The following is a 16741-nucleotide window of genomic DNA, read 5'->3' as shown; positions in this document are numbered from 1 at the left end:
CGGTGGTTCAGGCCTGGGCCCCGGGGGACGCGGCTTCCTCAGCGGTCCCGGAACCCTCGGTGCCCTCAGCGTCATCGGGAACGGTGCCGTCCGCCGGGCCCAGCAGCTCCTCCAGGGGGCCCAGGGCCTCCGGCTCGGCCAGGAAGACCACGGTGTTGCCCACGGACAGCGTCCGCTCGGGGTCGGGCGGGCGAACCCCGCCCGAGCCGACCACCGCGACCAGGGCCACGCCCGCGGGCAGCGCGCCGGTCAGCTCGCTCTCGACGCTGCCCACGAACGGGCTGGCGGCGTGCAGCACCGACTCGGCGATCTCCGCTCCGGGCAGCGGGGGCAGGGTGCCCTCCTCGACGTAGTCCTCCTCCTCGGCGACCCCGTCCACCAGGTCGGCGATCAGCCGGGGCGGGGAGACCGCCAGGTCCACCCCCCAGGAGTCGTTGAACAGCCACTCGTTGTCCGGATCGTTGATCCGGGCGATCACCTGCTCCACCCCGAACTCGGTCTTGGCCAGCAGGGACACGACGAGGTTCACCTTGTCGTCGCTGCTGGCCGCGATGACCACGTCGAAGTCGCCCAGCCGGGCGTCCTCCAGGGTGGCCAGTTCGCAGGCGTCGGCAAGCAGCCACTCCACCTGGGGGAGGTCGTCGACACCGATGGCCCGGGTGTCCCGGTCGATCAGCAGGACGTCGTGGCCGCTGCCCGCCAGTTCCGTGGCGATGGAGCGGCCCACGCTCCCGGCTCCCGCGATGGCGATCCGCATCTCACCCACGCCCCGTCTCGTCCTCGTGACCCTGGTCCAGCCGTTTGGCCAGATCGCCCATCTCCCGGCTGTGCGCCACCACGTGCAGCACGTCGCCCGCCACGAGGGCCTCCTCGGAGCGGGCCAGCGCGATACGCCCCTCCCGCACCAGGTAGACCACGCGCAGTGGGGAGTCGGCCTCCAGCTCGGCGACGGTCCGACCCGCCCAGCGCTCCGGCAGGCTGAGCTCGTTCATGGTCAGGCTGCCCGAGGCGTCCTGCCACTCCGGCGCGGCGGTGAGCTGGTCGTCGCCGGGCACCACACGGCGCAGGATGGCGTCGGCGGTCCAGCGCACGGTCGCCACGGTGGGGATGCCCAGGCGCTGGTAGACCTCGGCCCGGCGGGGGTCGTAGATCCGCGCCACCACGTTCCGCACTCCGAACGCCTCGCGGGCCACCCGGGCGGCGATGATGTTGGAGTTGTCGCCGTTGCTGACCGCGGCGAAGGCCGCAGCGCGGTCGATACCGGCGCTGAGCAGGACCTCGCGGTCGTGACCCACCCCGCGGACGGCGTGTTTGGCCACGGTGGTGCGGAGCCGACGGAACGCCTCGGGGTCCTGGTCGATCACCGCTACCGTGTGCCCCAGGTCCACCAGCGTGTGCGCCAGTGTGGAACCCACACGGCCGCACCCCATGATCACGATGTGCACCTCGTCCGAACTCCCGTCGTGCCGGCTCTCCACCCCGCGGGCACGGAGTCGTCCACGTGCCCCGACAGCTCCACCTTGACACACAACACCCCCGAGCGCGTGACCGCCCCGTCCGCACAGTGCTCGGACCAGCACGTGTGGTGCCCGAAGACCGGTAGATTGGGGTCGGTTGGTGGCTGTGCGCGCAGGGTCACCCGGAACTCCGACCCGACCAGCTGAGGACACCGCCATGACACGTGTGGGCAACGAGATCGAACTGACCGTGGACGACGTCGCCCACGGAGGATGGTGTGTGGGCCGCCTGGACGACCAGGTCGTCTTCGTCCGCCACGCCCTGCCGGGGGAGCGGGTCCGGGTCCGCGTCACCGAGCAGACCACCCGATTCCTGCGCGGCGAGGCCGTCGAGGTCCTCACCGCCTCCCCGGACCGGGTCGAGGCGCCGTGTGTCTTCTCCGGCCCAGGTATGTGCGGTGGCTGCGACTGGCAGCACGCCAGCCTGGACTCCCAGCGCCGGATGAAGGCGAAGGTCGTCACCGACCAGCTGAGCCGGATCGCCGGGATCGACCGCGAAATAGTCGTCGAGGAGCTGCCCGGCACCCCCGACGGCCTGGGTTGGCGCACCCGGGTGCGCTTCTCCGTGGACGAGGACGGAAACGCCGGTCTGCGCCGCCACCGTTCCCACGACATCGAGCCGGTCGACAAGTGCCTGATCGCCCACCCCGGCGTCACCGAACTCGGTGTCACCGAGGTCAAGTGGGAGAACATCAGGGACGTCGAGGCCGTAGCCTCCACGACCCGCGCCGATCGCGCGATCGTGGTCACCCCCACCACCGCCAAGCTGGGCGAGCTGCCTGAGCTCAAGGCCTTCAGCGCCGTGCTGCGCCGCTTCAAGGGCGGCCGGGTGCAGTCGGTGCGCGGCCGCAAGGGCGTGCGCGAGGACGTGGCCGGTCGCGAGTACCGGGTCGGCGCGGGCGGGTTCTGGCAGGTTCACCCGGCCGCGGGTGAGATCCTGAGCGCCGCCGTCATCGAGGGCCTGGAGCCCAAGCCGGGCGAGACCGCCCTGGACCTGTACTGCGGTGCGGGCCTGTTCACCGGCGCGCTCGCCGAGGCCGTGGGCGCCGAGGGCCGCGTGATGGGCGTGGAGAACGGCGAGCACGCCGTTCGCGACGCCCAGTACAACCTGAAGGACCTGCCGCAGGTGCGCGTCGAGCGCGCCGACGTGGCCAAGCAGATGCGCGAGTGGGCCGACGTGCGCGCCGACGTCGTGACGCTCGACCCGCCGCGCGCCGGTGCCGGTGTCGAGGTCGTCCGCAAGGTGGCGGGTATGAAGCCGCGCCGGATCGCCTACGTCTCCTGTGACCCGGCGACCCTGGCCCGTGACCTCGCCGAGTTCGGCCGTTCCGGTTACCGCCTGGTGGGCCTGCGCGCCTTCGACGCCTTCCCGATGACCCACCACGTCGAGATGGTCGCGGTCCTGGAACCGGTCAAGCTGGCCCGCCGCCACCGCGAGGCCGCCGAGGCCGAGCAGGACTAGTCAACCGAGAACGCGAACGGGAGGGCCCGGGACCGCGTACTGGTCCCGGGCCCTCCCGTCTTCCAGTGTGTCGGCGCGTCCGTGTGTCCGTGCGTCACGGGTACGTCATCGAGGTGCCGCCCGTGCGCCGGACGGCTTCCGGCGCACGGACGGCTTCCGGCGCACGGACGGCTTCCGGCGCACGGGCGGGTGTCACAGCTCGGAGCACTGCCCCGTGACGGAGCCCGTGACGTCGTTGACCGCGCCGAAGTCGGTGGCGGCCAGGTTGTTGCCGGAGCAGGACAGCGAGCCCCGCACGCTGTTGCCCGCGAGGACGGGGCCGTAGCCCTGCGGGTCGCCGGGCCAGCTCTCGGCCGACACCTGGGTGTTGCCGTTGAGCACCAGGGAACCGGAGAGCACCGAGCCCAGGACGGTCACCTCGGCGGTGGTGCCGGTGACGGACACCGCGCCGCGGACCTCGGTTCCGGTGAGCCGGACGGTGCGGGCACCGGCGGCGGACAGCCCGCCCCGCAGCGAACCGCCCTCGACCACGAGGGAGGCACCCTCGGCCACGGTGACCTGCCCGCGCACGTCCGCGCCGTCGAGGCAGAGCACGCCCTCGTCGACGCTCAGTCCGTCGGCGACCGTGTCGGTGCGGGTTTCGGTGCACTGCAGTTCCGCGCCCGGGACGACCGTCGCCCGGAAGGGGCCGCGCGTCGTACGGTCCGAGATCAGAGGAGCCCTCACCGTGACCGATCCCGAGAGGCTGGTGGAGACCATGGGGAACGGGATCGGTCACGGGCGCGCCTACGGCTGCGGGCTTCTCCTGACCCGCTGATCAGTCGCTGTCGCGGCCGCCTTCGTCCACCGGGCGGGCAGCGGAACCCTCAGGACGGCCAGGCCCAGGGCCAGGATGACCAGGCCGGACCAGGAGACCAGGGGGAGGCGCTCGCCCACCAGGGCCACGCCCAGGACCGCCGCGACGGCGGGTTCGGCGAGGCTGAGGGTGGTCGCGGTGGCGGCCGGGGTGTGCCGCAGGCCGTGCCCGAACAGCCAGTAGGCGAGGAACACCGTGAACAGGGCCAGGTGCAGCGCCACCAGGGCGCCGTTGACCGTGGCCAGCCAGGCGGTTCCGGTGGCCAGTACCACGGGCAGTACCAGGACGCCGCCGCCCGCGAACATCGTGCCCATGACCGCCCCCGAGGTGTGGCCGCGCCGGATCAGCTTCTCGGCGATGATCGCGTACAGCGAGTAGGAGAACCCCGCGACCAGGGCCAGGAGCACACCCGTGGGGTTCACCGGGGTCGGCGTTCCGGTGAGCTCGGGGCCCAGGACCAGCACCGCGCAGCCCAGTACGGCGGCGACGGTCGCCGCCGCCCAGCGCGCGGTGGGCCGGGCACGGTCCACGCACCAGGCCAGCAGCCCGGAGAAGACCGGTGCGCTGCCCAAAGTGATCACGGTGCCGACCGCCACCCCGGCATGGGCCACCGCCGGGTAGAAGGACAGCGGGTACCCGGCGACCGCGGTCGCGCCCAGCAGGAGGAGGCCCCGTGTACGGGCACGGGTGCGGTCGTCGGAGCCGGTGAGCAGGGCGGCTGTGGTGCCCCGGCCCACCAGGAACAGCAGGATCCCGCCGAGGACGAGCCCGGCCGAACCGATCGCGGCCGGGTGCGCGCCGGCGGGCGCGAAGGAACTGGCGGTGCCGGTGGTGCCCCACAGGACGGCGGCGCCGAGGATCGGCAACGGGCCGCTGGTGAGGCGGGTCAGGGTGGGGTTCGGCCGCTGCGCGACCGTGGGAGTGGTGTGTTCTGGCACGTTCGTGCTTTCCGTCTTGACGCCTGGGAAACGGTCAGTTGCCGGGCGCACGACGGAGACGGCCGCTCACCGTGGCGGTGGGGCCGTGGATTCCGGGAAGGTCAGCGGGTGCGCCCGGTCAGGCGCACAGCGGCGGAAGGACCTTGTGCCAGTAGTAGTTCACGCCCCCACACTAGCGCCCCGTACGGTAACGCCGTGAGCCGGGGCGCTCGGGGCTCAGGAGCACACGGGAAGGGGATCGCCCCACCACTCGTCGATCTCCTCCTCGGTCCAGTAACTCGTTTCCCAGTCCGGTTCCGGAAAACCCGGTTCTCCGGGCGCGGGTAGGTCGAACAGGCCCGCCAGTACGCCGGCCCCGGTCTCCGGGGAGGTCACGGTGTCCCAGTGCTCGTCCACCACCGACCCGACCCGCTCTCCGGGCATGTCGAGGAGGGCGTGCGCCAGGGCCAGGTCCTGCGGCGCGGGGTTGAAGCTCAGCAGCGTGTTGTCCGCGGTGAAGACCCGTTCCTCCCGGGGGCTCTGCTCGTCGGCGGCGGCCAGCCACGCCGCCACCACCAGTCGGGACTGGCCGCTCGCACCGCACGGGTACGCGTCCATCTGGAAGAGTGGCAGGCCGACCAGCAACGCGGCGGCGTCGGCCACCATGACGTTGGCGGAGTAGGGCTGGTCCGTCTCCCATTGCTCACCGACGATGATCGACTGTGCGGGGGGTGCCAGGTTCAGGTCGTTGCGCATACCGCTGCCCGTCTGCCACACCGCGAGCAGACGGTGGCGCTCCCGCTCGGGCACCCGGTCCAGGACGGGGGACAGTGCGGCGTGCCAGTAGGCCACCCACGACTGGTAGCCGGGCAGGGGGCAGTAGGCCACCCCGTCCCTCGTGCGGCACGAGGGGGCTTCCGCGCCGTGCAGTTGCTCGAACGAGATGTCTGACTCGTAGGTGTAGGTCCTGTTCCCGTGCACGACCGTCCCGGTGATCACCACCGCCAGCAGCAGGCTCACGCCCAGCGGGACCGGCCGCAGCCCCCGGCCTGAGCTCTTCCGGACCATGGCCAGGCAGACGAGGGCGGCTGTCAGCAGGACGGCGTACGCCAGGTAAAGCAGGCCGAGGAGGGTCACTCCGGGGTTGGGCATCTGGAAGGGAACCATCGCCGAGGAGACGATCCAGCTCATGCGCGAGACGATCACGTCCGCCCTGCTGCCCATGGCCGTGAACGAGTACAGCAGGTACGTCGGGATGAGCATGGTGAACAGGACCAGGGGCGCGAAGGAGCGCGTCCAGGCCGCAGCGGCCACCGCTGCCAGGGGGCCGAACCAGCTGGACATGAGGACACCGGCAAGGGTGAACGGACTCATCACACCGGAGACCGGGAGCGGTGCACGTAGCAGGTAAGCGGCGATCAGGAGCCCCGTGCACGCCGACGTGAGGGCCACGGCCGCCAGCGACAACGACAACAGACGGGTGCGTGCGGCCAGGGGGAGCGCCAGGTCGGTCGAGTGCCGCACCTCGCGCAGCGCGGGGAAGCTCGTCACCACGAACATGATCGCGGCCACGCCCATGGCGTTCATCGAGGACTCGTAGTAGAGGTCGGTCACCGTCGGAACACTCGGTACGTAGGACGTCGCCCCCTGGAACAGGAGCGTCAGGGGCACACCGACGAAGAAGACCGGGCTCGACAGCATGTGCCGCAAGTTGAACCGGGTCAGCCCCCAGAAGGTCCGGAAGCGACTCACCGGACGCTGCCCCGTGCGCCGGTGATCAGGAGGTAGGCGTCTTCCAGCGAGGGTTCCACCGGGACGCGCTCCGTCGAGTCCGGGTTGCCGACACCCTCTGGTACCAGCACCCGGTAGCGGCCGTCCGCCAGTCGCCAGGAGGTCACACCCTCGGCGGGCCGCGAACCCTGCTCCCACACCCTGCCCCGGGCCCGGGCGACCAGTTCTCCGGGGGTTCCGTCGAAGATCACCCGGCCCTGGTCCAGGCACAGCACCCTGCGGCACAGCGCCGACACGTCCTCGATCTGGTGGGTGGACAGCACCACGGTGCTGTGAACGGCCAGCTCGGAGACCAAGTCGCGGAAGCGGATGCGCTGTTCGGGGTCCAGCCCGATGGTGGGTTCGTCGAGCAGCAGGAGTTCGGGGCCGCCGAGCAGGGCCGCGGCCAGTCCCAGGCGCTGGCGCATCCCCCCGGACAGGCGGCGGACCCTGCTGTGCCTGCGGTCGTACAGGTCGACCTCGCGCATGGCGCGGCGTACCTCGTCGTGGCGTTCGCGGCGCCCGCCCAGCTCCTTGAGGACCGCCATGTAGTCCAGCAGGCCGAACACGGTGAAGTGCGGATAGAAGGACGGGAACTGGGGAAGGTAGCCCATCCGCCGGCGGATCTCGGTGCGCTCGGCCGACCGCTCCGGGTCGCGGCCCAGCACCCGCACCCGGCCGCCGGTGGCCTCCAGGTCGGTCGCCAGACAGCGCATCAGGGTGGTCTTGCCCGCTCCGTTGCGGCCCAGCAGGCCGGTCACCCCCGGGCCCAGGTCCAGGTCGATCCCGTCCAGGGCCCGGCGGGTCCCGTAGCTGCGGACCAGCCCCCGCACGCTGACCCGGGCCGTGCCCGGACCGCTACCGCCCACTCCGCTGTCGCTGATGTCGTTCTCGGTGCTCACGCGGCCCTCAACCTGATCAGGAGGACTCCGACCAGCAGGGTGAGCGCGGCGGCCCACACGGCCTGGGCGGTGGGGGCGAACAGCACGAACGGGTCGAGGCCGTCGGCCGCGCCCAGCAGGGCCAGTGCGAGCAGCCAGCCGGCGCCGACCAGGCCTCCGGCGCTGCTCGGCGACATCCACCGGCTGAGCACCAGGCACCCGGCCACCATGGCCAGAGCGGGCAGGAGCCAGAAGACCGCCTCCCGCAGGGTCGAGACCGAGGGCATCAGGAACGCCGCCGCGGTGCACAGCGTCAGCGCGGGCACCAGCACGGCGGCGGTGCGCGTGAACAGCAGCCGGTACCCGGCCAGCGGAGTGACCGAGGCGAGGCTGTGCGCGGGGTCCACACCCCGGCCGTAGGCCAAGGCCACCCCGATCAGGGGGACGACCGGCGCGGTGAAGGCGAACAGCAGCGAGCCGCGCGGCAGCTCGTGCGCCACGGTCAGGGCCATGACGAGGACGAGCACGGTGGCGGTCAGCCAGGCTCGGTACAGCTGCGGGGTGGCAGCCAGCAGCTTGGCGGTGCTCTCGTGCAGGCCGACCGCGGTCAGCAGGTGTTCGACGGGGCCTCGCCGGGGCTGATCGACCACGTCGCGCAGGTCGGCCCAGCTGCGTTCCAGCCAGGCCTCGTCGGCGGGCAGCAGGGAACGGCAGCGGGCGCAGCGGGTCAGGTGGGCTTCGACGGACATGGCGGTGACGCCGTCGGCGGTGTGGCTCGCGTACTGGTGGAGTTGGTCGTGGGTCAGGTGCCAGCTCGTGCTCATGTGGTCAGTGCCTCCCGTAGCCGCGCCTTCGCGCGCATGACCCGTGTCTTCACGGTTCCCTCGGGTATCTGGAGGATCTCCGCCGCCTCCCGCACGGTCAGGCCGTCCAGCACGGTGGCCTGGATCGCGGCGCGCAGTTCGGGGGAGAGGTCGTGCAGGGCGGCGCCGAGCGGGCCGTGCTCGATGTTGAGCAGCACGGTGTCCTCCGCGGACGCGTCGCCGATGGTCTCGTACGGTTCGGTTTCGTTCTCGGCGATCCACCGGTTGGAGCGTTTGCGCAGCTGCGAGATGAGCTGGCGGATGGCGATGGTCCACAGCCAGGCCCCGGCGTCGTCGTCGCCCGGGCGCGGGGTGTAGGACCCGGCGCTGCGCCACACCGCCAGGAAGGTCTCCTGGAGGGCGGCGTCGAGTTGGTCGTGGTCGGAACAGCGGTAGCGCAGACGGGCGCGCAGCCAGGGTGCGTGCCTCCGGTGCAGGATCTCCAGAGCGTCGGTCTCCCCGGCGGCCACGGCTGAGAGCAGCACGGTGTCGGTGCTGTCGGGTCCGTAGACGGGGACGCGGCGTCGTGCGCGGCGGAGAAGCTTCACGTTGACTGCTATCGCGAGGGGGCGGCGGAACGGTTCTGCGGGCGGGGCGCGGTTCTGCGCGCTGTCCGCCAGGCGTTGTCCAGGCGGCGCGCTGGCGTCGCACCGGTATCGTCCGCCTGTGGCCACGGCGCTGACCACGGCTTTTCCACGGTACCCGCGCGGCGGTTTCGGAAAGGCCGGTGGAGTGGGAGAAACTGGGGCGTATGCGCCTGAGGATCTTCCTTGAGCCCCAGCAGGGGGCCACCTACGAGGACCAGCTCGCCGTTGCCAGAGCCGCCGAGGACCTGGGCTTCGACGCCCTGTTCCGCTCGGATCACTACCTCTCCATGGGCGATCACGTCAGCGGGCTCCCCGGGCCCACTGACGCGTGGATCACCCTGGCCGGTCTGGCCAGGGACACCTCCCGGATCCGGCTGGGCACCCTGATGACGGCGGCGACCTTCCGCCACCCGGGGCCGCTGGCCGTCTCCGTCGCCCAGGTCGACCGCATGAGCGGCGGCCGGGTCGAGTTCGGTTTCGGCGCGGGCTGGTTCGAGCAGGAGCACGCGGTCTACGGGATCCCCTTCCCCGACTCCGCGCGCGAACGTTTCGACCGCTACGAGGAGCAGCTCGACATCATCACGGGGTTGTGGTCCACCCCGGTGGGGGACACCTTCCGTTACGAGGGCAGGCACTACCGGCTGGCGGAGGGGCCGGCACTGCCCAAACCGCAACAGGGCCCGCGTCCGCCGGTGCTGATCGGCGGTACCGGCCTGAAGCGCACCCCGCGGCTGGCGGCCAAGTTCGCCGACGAGTACAACGTGCCGTTCTCCTCGCTGGAGGACACGGAGAAGGCCTTCGGCCGTACGGCCGAAGCCGTGCGGTTGTCCGGCCGCACCGCGCCGATCGTGTACTCGGCTGCCCAGGTCCTGTGCGCGGGGCGCGACGAGGCCGAGGTGTCCAAGCGGGCCGCCCGGATCGGCCGCGAGGTGTCGGAGCTGCGTCAGAACGGTCTGGCCGGCAGCCCCGACGAGATCGTGGACCGGATCGGGCAGTTCGGCGAGGCGGGTGCTGCGAGGATGTACTTGCAGGTCCTGGACATGTCTGACCTGGACCACCTGGAGCTGGTGGCTTCGTCGGTGGTCCCGCAGCTGGACTGAGCCCTCGGGCGGGACCGGACTGAAGGGGGCCGAGTGTCGGGGGTGCCCGCGGGGGCTGGGGGCCCACCCGATAACTTGATATCGAGATACAAGTGAGATACCTTGACGTCAAGATAACAGCGGGGTTCCCCCCGACCCGCTCCCGGTTCGGGTGTGTGAGGTCGACCGCTTTTCGGCGCCGCGCCCCGGACCCTCGGACGTCCGCGGCCTGCGGGTCGCGACCCGCGACGATGTGGCGTCGTCGCAGGTCAAAGCGGCCCTGAAGGATGATGGAGGCGGCGGGGGTGTTCACCCGTGAACCCCGTGCCCCGGTGATCCGGTTAGGGCGGCCTCAGTAGGTCCCGCGTCCACCCCATGGGGGAGGATGCTGGGGACAAAGTGGCGAGATCAGGAGGCAGACACCGTGTCCGCGAACAGCTTCGGCGCCCGTGACACGTTGCGCGTTGGCGACGAGTCGTATGAGATCTTCCGGTTGGACGCCGTCAAGGGCTACAGCCGACTTCCCTACAGCCTGAAGGTGCTGCTGGAGAACCTCCTCCGCACCGAGGACGGTGCGAACGTCACCGCCGAGCACATCACGGCCCTGGGCAACTGGGACGCCAAGGCGCAGCCCAGCCAGGAAATCCAGTTCACCCCCGCGCGGGTGATCATGCAGGACTTCACCGGCGTCCCCTGTGTCGTCGACCTCGCCACCATGCGTGAGGCCGTCCGCGACATGGGCGGTGACCCGGACAAGATCAACCCGCTCGCCCCCGCCGAGCTGGTGATCGACCACTCCGTGGTCGTCGACCTCTTCGGTCGCCCCGACGCCTTCGAGCGCAACGTCGAGATCGAGTACGAGCGCAACTACGAGCGCTACAAGTTCCTGCGCTGGGGCCAGACCGCCTTCGACGAGTTCAAGGTCGTCCCGCCCGGCACCGGTATCGTGCACCAGGCCAACATCGAGCACCTCGCGCGGGTCACGATGGACCGCAAGGGCCAGGCCTACCCCGACACCTGCGTCGGTACGGACTCGCACACCACCATGCAGAACGGCCTGGGCATCCTGGGCTGGGGCGTCGGTGGCATCGAGGCCGAGGCCGCCATGCTCGGCCAGCCGATCTCCATGCTCATCCCGCGCGTGGTCGGCTTCAAGCTCAAGGGCCAGCTCAAGCCCGGCACCACCGCGACCGACCTCGTGCTCACCATCACCGAGCAGCTCCGCAAGCACGGTGTGGTCGGCAAGTTCGTCGAGTTCTACGGCGAGGGCGTCGCCTCGGTGCCGCTGGCCAACCGCGCCACCATCGGCAACATGAGCCCGGAGTTCGGTTCCACCGCCGCGATCTTCCCGGTCGACGACGAGACCATCCGGTACATGCGCCTGACCGGTCGCTCCGAGCAGCAGGTCGCCCTGACCGAGGCCTACGCCAAGGCCAACGGCTTCTGGCACGACCCGGCCGTCGAGCCCGAGTTCTCCGAGTACCTGGAGCTCGACCTCGCCGATGTGGTCCCCTCCATCGCCGGTCCCAAGCGCCCGCAGGACCGCATCGCGCTGTCGGCGGCCAAGCAGACCTGGCGCCACGACATCAGCGACTACGTCTCCGACGACGCCGACGAGGCGGGCGAGGAGTCCTTCCCGGCCTCCGACGCTCCGGCCCAGTCCGCCAACGGCGCCCGCCCGCACAAGTCCGTCAAGGTCACCATGGCCGACGGTACCGAGACCGAGATCGACCACGGCGCCGTCGTCATCGCCGCGATCACCTCGTGCACCAACACGTCGAACCCCTCGGTCATGCTGGGCGCCGCCCTGCTGGCCAAGAAGGCGGTCGACAAGGGCCTGTCCCGCAAGCCGTGGGTCAAGACCTCCATGGCCCCGGGCTCCAAGGTCGTCACCGACTACTACGAGCGCTCCGGCCTGACCCCGTACCTGGACAAGCTGGGCTTCAACCTGGTCGGCTACGGCTGCACCACCTGCATCGGCAACTCGGGCCCGCTGCCCGAGGAGATCTCGCAGGCGGTCCAGGACAACGACCTCGCGGTCTCCGCGGTCCTGTCCGGCAACCGCAACTTCGAGGGCCGGATCAACCCGGACGTGAAGATGAACTACCTGGCCTCGCCGCCGCTGGTGGTCGCCTACGCGCTGGCCGGGTCGATGGACATCGACATCACCACCGAGCCCCTGGGCGTCGGAAACGACGGCAAGCCCGTCTACCTGGCCGACATCTGGCCGACCGCCGAGGAGATCCAGGAGGTCATGGACTCCGCGATCGCCTCCGACATGTACGCCTCCGCGTACTCGGACGTGTTCGCCGGTGACGACCGCTGGCGCGAGCTGCCCACGCCGCTCGGCAACACCTTCGAGTGGGAGGCCGACTCGACCTACGTCCGCAAGCCCCCGTACTTCGAGGGCATGGGCCAGACGCCCGCTCCGGTCACCGACATCTCCGGCGCCCGCGTCCTGGCCAAGCTGGGCGACTCGGTCACCACCGACCACATCTCCCCGGCCGGTGCGATCAAGCCGGGCACCCCGGCGGCCGAGTACCTCAAGGCCAACGGTGTGGAGCGCCGCGACTTCAACTCCTACGGTTCCCGGCGCGGCAACCACGAGGTGATGATCCGCGGTACGTTCGCCAACATCCGCCTGCGCAACCAGATCGCGCCGGGCACCGAGGGCGGCTACACCCGCGACTTCACCAAGGCCGACGCGCCGGTGTCGTTCATCTACGACGCGGCGCAGAACTACGCCGAGCAGGGCACCCCGCTGGTCGTCCTGGGCGGCAAGGAGTACGGCTCGGGTTCCTCGCGTGACTGGGCGGCCAAGGGCACCAGGCTGCTGGGCGTGCGCGCGGTCATCACCGAGTCCTACGAGCGCATCCACCGCTCGAACCTGATCGGCATGGGCGTCATCCCGCTGCAGTTCCCGGCGGGCCAGTCCGCCGACTCCCTCGGCCTGACCGGCGAGGAGACCTTCTCCATCACCGGTATCACCGAGCTCAACGAGGGCCGCGTCCCCAGCACGGTGAAGGTCACCACCGACACCGGTGTCGAGTTCGACGCCGTGGTGCGGATCGACACCCCGGGTGAGGCCGACTACTACCGCAACGGCGGCATCCTGCAGTTCGTTCTGCGTCAGCTGATCGCCAAGCAGTAGTTCCCCAGACCGCCGCCCGCGCCCAACAGGCGTGAGCGCGGTGCATCGAGGGCCGCCACCGTCCAACCGACGGTGGCGGCCCTTCCCCGTGTGCGCCGCTCTGTTCCTGGACCTGCTCCGTTTCCCCGGTGTCCCCCTTCTGCCGTCGGCTGCCCTGGTCCGGGTGTTCCTCGCCGTGCCGGGAACTGCGCGTGATCCCCTGCTGCCGCGCGGGGAGCGCCGCGGCTGCCCTCGGCCTGACCAGCGGTGGAACAGCTGCCCGCCCCCTGCCCCGGGTTCCGGCCCGGCCAAAAGCTCCAGATATGCTCGAACACATGCCCCCGCCCTTCAGAAGCGGTCGCCCACCGCTGCTCTCGGCCGTGGCCAGACGAGCCCTCACGCTGTGCGCCGCGGCGCTGTTCGCCCTCCTCGGAGCAGCTCCAGCGGCCTGGGGCGAGCCCTCCTCCGACGCTGTCGAGGCCTACGAGAGCTCCCTGACCCCGGCCGAGTACTACGCGGCGGAGCTGGCCGAACGCCCCGAGGGGGCCGCCGTGGTCGTCGACGACGTCCTGTCCGGCCAGTACGACACGGCCGAGTTGGAGGAGGAGCTCCACACACACTTTTCGACCCTCGACGTCCCCTACCACGTGATCGTCAGCCCCTTCCCCGGCGGCGGGCAGCAATGGAGCGCCCGCTCGGTCCTGGCGCCGCTGGCCGACCGGCACGGGCACGACGGGCTGTACGTGCACCTGCGCCCTCAGACTCACGCCCAGGAGGCCCTGGTACGCGGCTACGACCTACCTGCCGAGGAGAGCGTGCGCGCGCTGTACGACGACCCCAGGGTCGAGTACGGCACCACCATCGACGAGGTCGCCGCCGTCATCGTCGACCGGCTCCGGGGCCAAGCCCCCCCTGCCCGGCACGGGCGGGCCGGGCCCGGCCGACGCGCGGGAGGGCGAGCCCGGCGCGCTCGCGGCCTTCTGGGAGGCGTTCCTCGACGACGTCGACCCCACCCACTCGGTGGGAGCGGAGAACCTCGGTACCCTGTCCGGGCTGGCCTCGGGGTTTCTGCTCGCGTCGGGCGGGTTCTGGATCTGGTGGCGGCTCCGCCAGGGCCGGACGGCTCCCCGCGAGGTGCCCGTGGTGGCCGTTGTCGCCCTGGTCCTCGGTGGGGCGGCGGTCGCCGGCCCCTACGCCTACATGATGAGCGTCCCCGAGGGCGGTGTCGAGGTCGTCGACGACTCCGCGCTGACCCGCTCCGAGCCGCCCTACGTCTCCGGCACCGACCGGGTCGAGCGCCTGCTCGCCGAGGTCGGGTCCGCGCCCCTGTACGCCGCCGAGCTCCTTCCGATGGACCGAACCGGGCTGGCCGCCACCGCCGAACGCCTGGAGGGCTCCCCGCTCCCGGTCCGCGCCCTGGTCGTGACCATGGACGGATCCGACGAGTCCGGGGGCGACCCCGAGGTCTTGGCCTACGCCCTGTCCGCGCTCACCGAGGAGGAAGAGGCCCTCTACCTGGTCGCCACCGCGGGCTTGCGCGACGAGGTCGAGATCGCGGCCGGATCCACCGGGTTGGGTATCGATCCCTTCGCCCTGAGACGGGCCGCCCGGGAGGTCTCCGAGCCCACACCCGCCGAGGCGATCGAGGCAGTCCTGCCCGCGATCGAGGAGGTACCCACCGACCCCGGCCGGCCCGACGCCGCCCCGCCGTTCGCGAACAGCTACGTGTACGACCCCGGGCCGCGCTCGGAACGCTTCTTCGGCGACGGCTTCCTCCCCTGTCTGCTGGTAGTGGGTCCGCTGTTCTCCGGGATGCTCTTCGGCGCCGTCTTCCTGGCGGTCTTCTCCGTGCGCCGGGTACGCGGACAGGGCGGCGGCCCCCGGACTCGGATGAGCGCGCGCGCCCTGCGCAAGCTCGCGATCGCCCAGACCCGGGCCATGGTCCGGGAGCTGGAGCGGGCCCCGGAAGGGCTGGTGCCCGCGGCCGCCATGCGCGACGCCGACGCCGCCTTGGTGGTGCTGCGCCGCCCCGTGGACGCCCTCGACCTGCTGGGCGCCGCGGTCCTGGCCGGGCGGGCGCGTGCCGCGATCGCCGGGGACGTGCAGCGGAGCAGGCGGCCGGTCTGCTCGGTCAACCCCCTGCACGGCCAGGCGCGCCGCCAGGGCCAGGTCCTCGTCATCCGCGGCCGCCGCCCGCTGTGCGACGCCTGCGCGGACCTCCCCGACGGCGACCGGTCCCGCCGCGTTCTGGAGCTGCACGTGGACGGCGCTTGGGTGCCGCACCTGAAACTGGACCGGGTCTGGATCCGCACCAACTACGGATCGACCAACCGAGACCTCATCGACGGGATCCTGGAGGAGAAGGATGCGTAGACCCCCGACCCTCACCGCCGCGGTCCCGGCCCTGATCCTGGCCCTCCTCCTGACAGCGGTCCCAGCCCCCGCCGCGGCGCAGGAGAGCGTCAACGCCGCACAGGTGATCGCTGACTCCCTGACCCGGTCACCTGTCCACGTGGACCCCGCCTACGCCAGTGCTCTACCCGAGGACGTCCGGGAGGAGACCGCCTCCCTCATCGAGGCCTCGGACCTGCCGCTCTACGTGATCGCGGTGCCCCTGGCGGAGGGAGACACCTGGAACGGCGACTCCGAGACCCTGACCAGCCTGGTTCACGATCGTATGGGCGCAGGCCGGGCCCACTACCTGGTCTTCGACAACGGTCGTATGCGCGGTCAGGACTTCGGGTCCGACCACCACAGCCCCGCCCACTTCGCTTCCCTCACCTCCTCCTACGCCACGGAATTCAGCGCGAACCCGAGGGAGCTGGTCGAGGTCTCGGTCCAGACCGCCCTGTCCGACGATCCGGAGGGCGCCTTCACCTCGGCCAGGGACGCCTACGAAGAGCAGAGGGAGGACCTTCCGGATCCGGAGCCCCCGGCCCCGGGTACGGACGGCCGACAGGCAGAGGACGGTGCGGGTCCGCCCGGCTGGTCGTGGCCGGCCATCGTCGCCCTGGCGCTCCTGCTGGCCGCGGGCCTGGCCTGGCGGGCCCGCCGCGCCCGGGTACCCTCACTCCCCGCGCTTGCCGTCACCCAGCACGCGGGGTTCGACAACGCGGACCGCGCCGAACTGGACCGCCTCGTGGAACGGGGGGCGAACGACCTGGTCGAACTCGGTGAGCGGTTGGGCCGTCTCCGTGCGGAACCCAGGGGTGAGGAGGCCAACCGTCTCCTCCAACACGCTCTGGACGCCCGCGCCGCCGCGGCCAGGGTCCACGACCGTATGCTCGCCACCGAACCCGCCCTGCCCGACGCGGTCGGTGTCCTGGTCCTGCTCGACATGGCGGAGGACGCCATCCTGCGCAGCCGCGCCAGGTCCCGGAAACCGAGGGCGCACTGCTACGCCAATCCGCTGCACGGAACCAGCACCCGGCGCACCGAGTGGCGCGAGTTCGGGGGTACCCGCAGCGTCCGGGTGCCGCTGTGCTCCGAGTGCGCCCAGGCCGTCCGGGACCGCAGCCGCCCCCGTGTCCTGCCCGCCCGGTACCGGGGGAGCGAGGTGCCCTACTACGAGGTGCCCGCGGACGAGAGTGTCTGGGCGGCCACCGGGTACGGCGCTCTGCGCGATGACCTGGTCGAGCGCGTCCTGCGCGGCGACCACTCGGGCAGCCGGAGGTAACGG

14 protein-coding genes are annotated in these 16741 nt (G+C 71.5%); 6 read left to right on the top strand and 8 right to left on the bottom strand.

The genetic code is table 11. From position 1 onward, the window contains the following. Window positions 1-7: 7 nt before the first annotated feature. Window positions 8-757: a potassium channel family protein gene (locus tag HNR07_RS11185; RefSeq protein ID WP_221319370.1), complete on the bottom strand. Its 750-nt coding sequence runs from the start codon at window positions 755-757 to the stop codon at window positions 8-10. A gap of 1 nt (window position 758) precedes the next feature. Next, window positions 759-1445, bottom strand: a complete 687-nt coding sequence (locus tag HNR07_RS11180) for a potassium channel family protein (protein ID WP_184364823.1) — start codon at window positions 1443-1445, stop codon at window positions 759-761. 229 nt (window positions 1446-1674) lie between these two features. Here HNR07_RS11180 and HNR07_RS11175 point away from each other — a divergent pair, with 229 nt between their 5' ends. Continuing rightward, a complete protein-coding gene (locus HNR07_RS11175; RefSeq protein WP_184364821.1) occupies window positions 1675-2979 on the top strand; it encodes a class I SAM-dependent RNA methyltransferase in 1305 nt (434 codons plus the stop codon). 192 nt (window positions 2980-3171) lie between these two features. On the opposite strand, the gene HNR07_RS11170 is transcribed toward HNR07_RS11175, so the two are convergent. Further along, window positions 3172-3360 carry a hypothetical protein gene (locus HNR07_RS11170; protein WP_184364819.1) on the bottom strand — a complete coding sequence of 63 codons (189 nt, stop codon included), beginning with the start codon at window positions 3358-3360 and terminating at the stop codon, window positions 3172-3174. Here HNR07_RS11170 and HNR07_RS11165 point away from each other — a divergent pair. Next, the gene (locus HNR07_RS11165) at window positions 3344-3796 is read left to right on the top strand and encodes a type I-E CRISPR-associated protein Cas6/Cse3/CasE (protein ID WP_184364817.1); all 453 of its coding nucleotides are present in this window, start codon (window positions 3344-3346) and stop codon (window positions 3794-3796) included. The two genes, HNR07_RS11170 and HNR07_RS11165, sit on opposite strands and share 17 nt — an antisense overlap. On the opposite strand, the gene HNR07_RS11160 is transcribed toward HNR07_RS11165, so the two are convergent. The 5 genes from HNR07_RS11160 to HNR07_RS11140 all read right to left on the bottom strand — a co-directional run bounded on the left by HNR07_RS11160 (window position 3766) and on the right by HNR07_RS11140 (window position 8814). After that, complete coding sequence (locus HNR07_RS11160; RefSeq protein WP_184364815.1) at window positions 3766-4773, bottom strand: DMT family transporter; 1008 nt, start codon at window positions 4771-4773, stop codon at window positions 3766-3768. The two genes, HNR07_RS11165 and HNR07_RS11160, sit on opposite strands and share 31 nt — an antisense overlap. Window positions 4774-4989: 216 nt before the next feature. Continuing rightward, window positions 4990-6453 (bottom strand): hypothetical protein, encoded by a 1464-nt coding sequence (locus HNR07_RS11155; RefSeq protein WP_221318782.1) that lies wholly within the window; start codon window positions 6451-6453, stop codon window positions 4990-4992. A gap of 47 nt (window positions 6454-6500) precedes the next feature. Further along, complete coding sequence (locus tag HNR07_RS11150) at window positions 6501-7424, bottom strand: ATP-binding cassette domain-containing protein (protein ID WP_312893746.1); 924 nt, start codon at window positions 7422-7424, stop codon at window positions 6501-6503. Continuing rightward, on the bottom strand, window positions 7421-8227 hold the full coding sequence (locus HNR07_RS11145; protein WP_184364811.1) for a zf-HC2 domain-containing protein: 807 nt from the start codon (window positions 8225-8227) through the stop codon (window positions 7421-7423). Before HNR07_RS11145 ends, HNR07_RS11150 begins: the two co-directional genes overlap by 4 nt. Continuing rightward, window positions 8224-8814 carry an RNA polymerase sigma factor gene (locus tag HNR07_RS11140; RefSeq protein ID WP_184364809.1) on the bottom strand — a complete coding sequence of 197 codons (591 nt, stop codon included), beginning with the start codon at window positions 8812-8814 and terminating at the stop codon, window positions 8224-8226. Before HNR07_RS11140 ends, HNR07_RS11145 begins: the two co-directional genes overlap by 4 nt. A 203-nt stretch (window positions 8815-9017) precedes the next feature. Between HNR07_RS11140 and HNR07_RS11135 the strand changes: the two genes are divergently transcribed. The 4 genes from HNR07_RS11135 (at window position 9018) to HNR07_RS11120 (ending at window position 16738) form a co-directional block, all read left to right on the top strand. Further along, window positions 9018-9953, top strand: a complete 936-nt coding sequence (locus tag HNR07_RS11135) for an LLM class F420-dependent oxidoreductase (protein WP_184364808.1) — start codon at window positions 9018-9020, stop codon at window positions 9951-9953. Window positions 9954-10317: 364 nt separating this feature from the next. Continuing rightward, a complete protein-coding gene (gene acnA, locus HNR07_RS11130) occupies window positions 10318-13083 on the top strand; it encodes an aconitate hydratase AcnA (protein WP_184364806.1) in 2766 nt (921 codons plus the stop codon). A 999-nt stretch (window positions 13084-14082) separates the two neighbouring features. After that, window positions 14083-15435, top strand: coding sequence for a hypothetical protein (locus HNR07_RS11125; protein WP_246420259.1), 1353 nt, complete (start codon window positions 14083-14085; stop codon window positions 15433-15435). After that, window positions 15428-16738, top strand: a complete 1311-nt coding sequence (locus HNR07_RS11120) for a hypothetical protein (RefSeq protein WP_184364804.1) — start codon at window positions 15428-15430, stop codon at window positions 16736-16738. Before HNR07_RS11125 ends, HNR07_RS11120 begins: the two co-directional genes overlap by 8 nt. Window positions 16739-16741: the final 3 nt, after the last annotated feature.

It is taken from the genome of Nocardiopsis metallicus (assembly GCF_014201115.1).
GTDB classification, from domain to species: Bacteria; Actinomycetota; Actinomycetes; order Streptosporangiales; family Streptosporangiaceae; genus Nocardiopsis; species Nocardiopsis metallicus.
This window is presented reverse-complemented; position numbering and strand designations above follow the sequence as displayed.

Bases quoted from the DNA above. Each gene is read 5' to 3' on its own strand.
- HNR07_RS11185 (WP_221319370.1), bottom strand. From the start codon at position 757: ATGCGGATCGCCATCGCGGGAGCCGGGAGCGTGGGCCGCTCCATCGCC.
- HNR07_RS11175 (WP_184364821.1), top strand. From the start codon at position 1,675: ATGACACGTGTGGGCAACGAGATCGAACTGACCGTGGACGACGTCGCC.
- HNR07_RS11155 (WP_221318782.1), bottom strand. From the start codon at position 6,453: ATGCTGTCGAGCCCGGTCTTCTTCGTCGGTGTGCCCCTGACGCTCCTG.
- HNR07_RS11145 (WP_184364811.1), bottom strand. From the start codon at position 8,227: ATGAGCACGAGCTGGCACCTGACCCACGACCAACTCCACCAGTACGCG.
- HNR07_RS11135 (WP_184364808.1), top strand. From the start codon at position 9,018: ATGCGCCTGAGGATCTTCCTTGAGCCCCAGCAGGGGGCCACCTACGAG.
- acnA (WP_184364806.1), top strand. From the start codon at position 10,318: ATGCTGGGGACAAAGTGGCGAGATCAGGAGGCAGACACCGTGTCCGCG.
- HNR07_RS11120 (WP_184364804.1), top strand. From the start codon at position 15,428: ATGCGTAGACCCCCGACCCTCACCGCCGCGGTCCCGGCCCTGATCCTG.